Genomic DNA, 4417 nt, shown 5'->3' with positions numbered 1-4417 from the left:
GGCCAGGTTCGAGCTGGAACCGGGCCGCACGAACGGCGCAGGTGCAGGCTAGGCCTCGTAAGTGATCCTGATCCTGTCGCTCAGGGGCACCGCCTGGCAGGCCAGGATGAAACCTTCCTTGATGTCCGCTGCGTCCAGGACCTCGTTCTTCTCCATTCCCACCTGCCCTTCCAGGACCAGGCAGGTGCAGGCGCTGCAGGCACCTTCCCGGCAGGAGTACGGTGCCTCGATCCCGGATCCCAGCAGGACATCCAGGAGACGGGTTCCTTCCGGCCAGCTCAGGCTGCGGCTCACTCCGTCGAGGTCCACCTCCACCACGGGGGCATCGGCTCCAGCCTCCGGCAGGACGGTCTCCACCGGCGCGAAGGGATCTGCTTCGAGTGAGACGAACCGCTCAATATGGATCAGCTCCGGCGCAGTCCCGACCGATACCAGGGCACGCTCAACGCAGTCCATAAACGGTCCGGGTCCGCAGATGAAGACTTCACGGTCCCGGTACGGTGCTGCGAGCGCGGCGATTGCGTCCTGGTCCGGGATGCCCTGGACGGACTCCAGCCAGTGGAAGACACTCAGCCGGCCGGGGTGGGCCTTGCCCAGCGCCACGAGTTCCTCCCGGAAAATCACGGAGGACTCGTCGCGGTTGGCATAAACCAGCGCAACGTTTCCGGTGCCCGCTGCGAGGGCGGACTTCAGGATGGACATCACGGGGGTGACTCCGCTTCCTCCTGCGAAGAGCAGGAAGTCCGTGTCCAGGGTCTGCGGGGTGAATGTTCCTGCCGGGCGCAGGACTTCCAGCATGTGCCCCTCCACCACGTTGTCGCAGATCCAGTTGGAGCCGTAGCCGTCCCGGGTCCGCTTGATGGTGACCTTGAGTTTCTCATCCTGCAGCGGCGAGCTGCACAGCGAATAGCAGCGTGCTGCTCCCCCCGGACGCTCACTCGGGATGCGTATGGTCAGGAACTGGCCTGGTTTGTAGGCCAGCGGCGTCCCGTCTTCAGCCGCTGTTTCCAGGACGAGGGTGTGGGCGTCAGCCGTCTCGCGGATCACCTCCACTACCCGGGCCTGCAGGGACTTCACTGCCACGCCGCTCACAGCGCTGCCTCCGGGCGGCGCAGGAAGGCAAGGACAGTGCTTTCGAAGGCTTCCTTCTGCTCGATCATTGCCCAGTGCCCGCACTTGGGGAAAACATGCAGTTCGACGTCGGGAATGGTCCGCAGCGGCACCAGGGCACCGTCCAGCGGAGTCACCCTGTCATCGCGGCCCCACAGCAGCAGGGTCCGGGCCTGAATCCGGTGCAGCTGCGCCCAGGCCGGAACCGTGTCCGGGTCCGCCGCGGAAGCTGCGATGGCGTTCATTGCCGCGCGGCTGTACATCCGCCGCGCGCTGGCCAGCGTCTGCGGATCGGTCGCCTGCTCCCAGCGTTCGTTGATCAGCTCCTCGGTGACCATGTCCTGGTCATAAACCATCGAGGAGAGCCACTGGCGCAGCCGCTCATGGGTTGGGTCTTCGGTGAACTCAACAAGCAGGTTGATGCCTTCGGCCGGGAACGGACTGAAGATCCCCAGCCCCATGCCTCCCAGAGTCACGAGCCGGCGCACCCGCTCGGGCAGGGCAATGGCGATCTGCACGGCAGCCATGCCGCCCATCGAGTTGCCGATGATGTCCACTTGCTCCAGACCCTGGGCGTCAAGGAAGTCCCGGACCGCCTGAACCGCAGCGGACATGGGGTGGGCGTCCACCGGATCGCTCACGCCGAAGCCGGGGAACTCCAGGACGAAACACTCGAAGTGCTGCGCGAAGGCAGGCAGCACGGCGCCAAAGTTACGCATGCCCGTAACGCCGGGGCCGGAGCCGTGCAGGAAGAGCAGCGGCGGGCCTTCCCCGGTGCGGTGCCAGCGAAGGACACCCTGGCCGGTCTGCAGCTCATGCAGTGTTGGCCGGCCGTTTCCGGAGACCGTGCTGCTTTGGGGCACGTAGCCAAGATCGGTGGTCATTTCTCAGGCTCCTCGAGGTACGGGTCTCTACTGATTAGGCCGAGAATATGTGCCCGGCCAGCCGTGCGTTCGGCGGGTCCCAATCACCGGGATGCAGCGGGCTTTGGCCGTCCGTCCGGACGCGAATCCCAGTGAACGGGACCTCCCCCTTGCCGGTTCCGGAACCGGCCTAGATTTCACTCAGCGGCCAAGAAGAGGTCCTTTAATGAGGAAGCGAGTTGCGATCAATGACTATCACTGCAAGTTCTGATGTGCTCACCGAGCGCGCCGAAGAGCTTCGCTCCTATGGCCAGGTCAATGAGGACCTGGGCAAGCTCAACGATGCCACCGTGGAGATCCTGCGCGCCTCCGGCGTAATGAAGCTGCTCGCACCGCCGGAATACGGCGGAACGCGGGCCCATCCGGTGGAGTTTGCCGAGACGGTCATGCAGATCGCCAGCCTGGACGGTGCCGCCGGCTGGGTTGCCGGCGTCGTCGGCGTCCACCCCTGGGAGCTGGAACTGATGTCCCCGAAGCTCCAGGCGGAAATCTGGGGCGAGAACCAGGACACCTGGGTTTCCTCGCCGTACGCCCCGATGGGAGTGGCTACACCGGTCGACGGCGGATACCGGTTCAGCGGGCACTGGCAGTTCTCCTCCGGCACGGACCACGCTGACTGGGTCATCCTGGGTGCCTTCCTGGGCGGCCCCGACGGCAAGCCGGTCGCCCCGTTCCGGTCCCTGCACGTTGTGGTTCCGCGGCCGGACTACACGATCGTGGAGGACTCTTGGAACGTCGTGGGCCTGCGCGGGACCGGCAGCAAGGACGTGATCATCAATGACGTCTTCGTGCCCGAGTACCGTGTGGTGGACCAGACCGATCTCTTTGACGGCAAAGTCGCCCGGGAGGCCGGCAAGAACGAACCGATCCACCGGATCCCGTTCTATTCCCTCTTCCCCCTGGGCCTGACCGCCGCAGTCATCGGCATCGCGGAAGGTGCACTCCACTCGCACCTTGAGTACCAGCGAGACCGGATGCAGATCAACGGCTTCAAGGCCGTCGAGGACCCGTACAACATGTACGCGGTCAGTGACGCCGCCGGTGAAATCCGCGCCTCCCGTGCAGCTCTGCTGGACAACATCAGCCGGATCTATGACACGGTCGCTTCCGGGCGCGAAGTCAGCCTTGAGCAGCGCGCAGTGGGCCGCCGGACGCAGATCCAGGCCGCCTGGCGCGCCACGGCTGCCGTTGACGCGATCCTTTCCCGTTCCGGCGGCAACGGACTGCGGATGAACAATCCGATCCAGCGCTTCTGGCGTGATGCGCACATGGGCTGTGCGCACGCCATTCACGTTCCGGGCCCCACCTACCACGCGGCTGTCCTGACCGAGCTGGGGCTCGAACCCCCGGCAAACCTGGCCGGCGCCGTTTAGCTTCCCTCCAACAGTTGCACCCCAAAAAGTAAAGCGAGGAAATCATGACTCATATCCGTGGACTGGGCTACCTGAAGGTCCAGACCCAGCACATTGCCCGCTGGCGCGAGCTGACCGTTGAGGGCCTGGGATTTGCCGAGGTCGTTGGGCCGGATCCCGACGGACTCTACCTGCGCATGGATGAGCGGGAAGCACGCCTGATCGTGCTGCCCGGTGACTCGGACAAAGTGCTGGCCGTGGGCTGGGAGGTCCGTGACCAGTTCGCTCTGGCTGCCGTAGCCAAGGACGTCGAAGCCGCCGGCATCGCCGTCACGTGGCTGGACGAAGAAGCCAACGATGAGCGTGGCCTGGAGCAGGTCATCAGCTTCAGCGATCCCGGTGGAACCCCGGTGGAGGTCTTCTTCGGTCCGCGCCTGGACCACAGCCCGCTGAAGACCGGTTACGCGCACAAGTTCGTTACCGGTGCGCAGGGCATGGGCCACGTGGTCCTGCCGACGACGGCGATGGAGGAAACCACTTCCTTCTACACCGATGTCCTCGGGTTCCTGCCTCGCGGCGCCGTTCGCCTGGGCCCGCAGCGCCCCGCTGTCCGGTTCCGCTTCTTCGGCATCAACCAGCGTCACCACAGCCTGGCCATCGGCCCGGCACCGCACGGTGAAGAGCCGGGCCTGGTGCACCTGATGGTTGAGGTTGAAGACCTCGACACCGTGGGCATGGCACTGGACAAGGTCCGCGGCATGAACTTCAACATCACCGCGAGCCTGGGCCGCCACACGAATGACAAGATGGTTTCCTTCTACGTCCGGGCTCCGGGCGGCTGGGACATCGAGTACGGAACCCAGGGCATGCTCGTGGATGAGACGTACTACACGGCCGAGGAAATCACCGCTGAAAGCTACTGGGGCCACGACCACACAGGCGCCGAGCCCTACGCGGCGTTTGTTCCCAAGGAAGCGGCTGCCGCCCAGGCAGGCTAACCCGTATCCGGTTTCGGCCCGGCCATCCCGGCCG

4 protein-coding genes are annotated in these 4417 nt (G+C 65.2%); 2 read left to right on the top strand and 2 right to left on the bottom strand.

Annotation, left to right across the window (positions count from 1 at the left end):
• Positions 1-48: 48 nt before the first annotated feature.
• Complete coding sequence (locus tag ACWGQ2_RS18350; protein ID WP_452019646.1) at positions 49-1092, bottom strand: 2Fe-2S iron-sulfur cluster-binding protein; 1044 nt, start codon at positions 1090-1092, stop codon at positions 49-51.
• Complete coding sequence (locus tag ACWGQ2_RS18345) at positions 1089-1994, bottom strand: alpha/beta fold hydrolase (RefSeq protein ID WP_452019645.1); 906 nt, start codon at positions 1992-1994, stop codon at positions 1089-1091. The genes ACWGQ2_RS18350 and ACWGQ2_RS18345 overlap by 4 nt, the downstream gene beginning before the upstream one ends.
• A 227-nt stretch (positions 1995-2221) precedes the next feature.
• Between ACWGQ2_RS18345 and ACWGQ2_RS18340 the strand changes: the two genes are divergently transcribed.
• Together ACWGQ2_RS18340 and ACWGQ2_RS18335 are read left to right on the top strand one after the other, a co-directional pair.
• Positions 2222-3406: a hydroxylase gene (locus tag ACWGQ2_RS18340; protein ID WP_452019644.1), complete on the top strand. Its 1185-nt coding sequence runs from the start codon at positions 2222-2224 to the stop codon at positions 3404-3406.
• A gap of 44 nt (positions 3407-3450) precedes the next feature.
• On the top strand, positions 3451-4383 hold the full coding sequence (locus ACWGQ2_RS18335; RefSeq protein WP_452019643.1) for a VOC family protein: 933 nt from the start codon (positions 3451-3453) through the stop codon (positions 4381-4383).
• Positions 4384-4417: the final 34 nt, after the last annotated feature.

The sequence above is a fragment of the Arthrobacter sp. NPDC055585 genome, from assembly GCF_053619115.1.
This window is presented reverse-complemented; position numbering and strand designations above follow the sequence as displayed.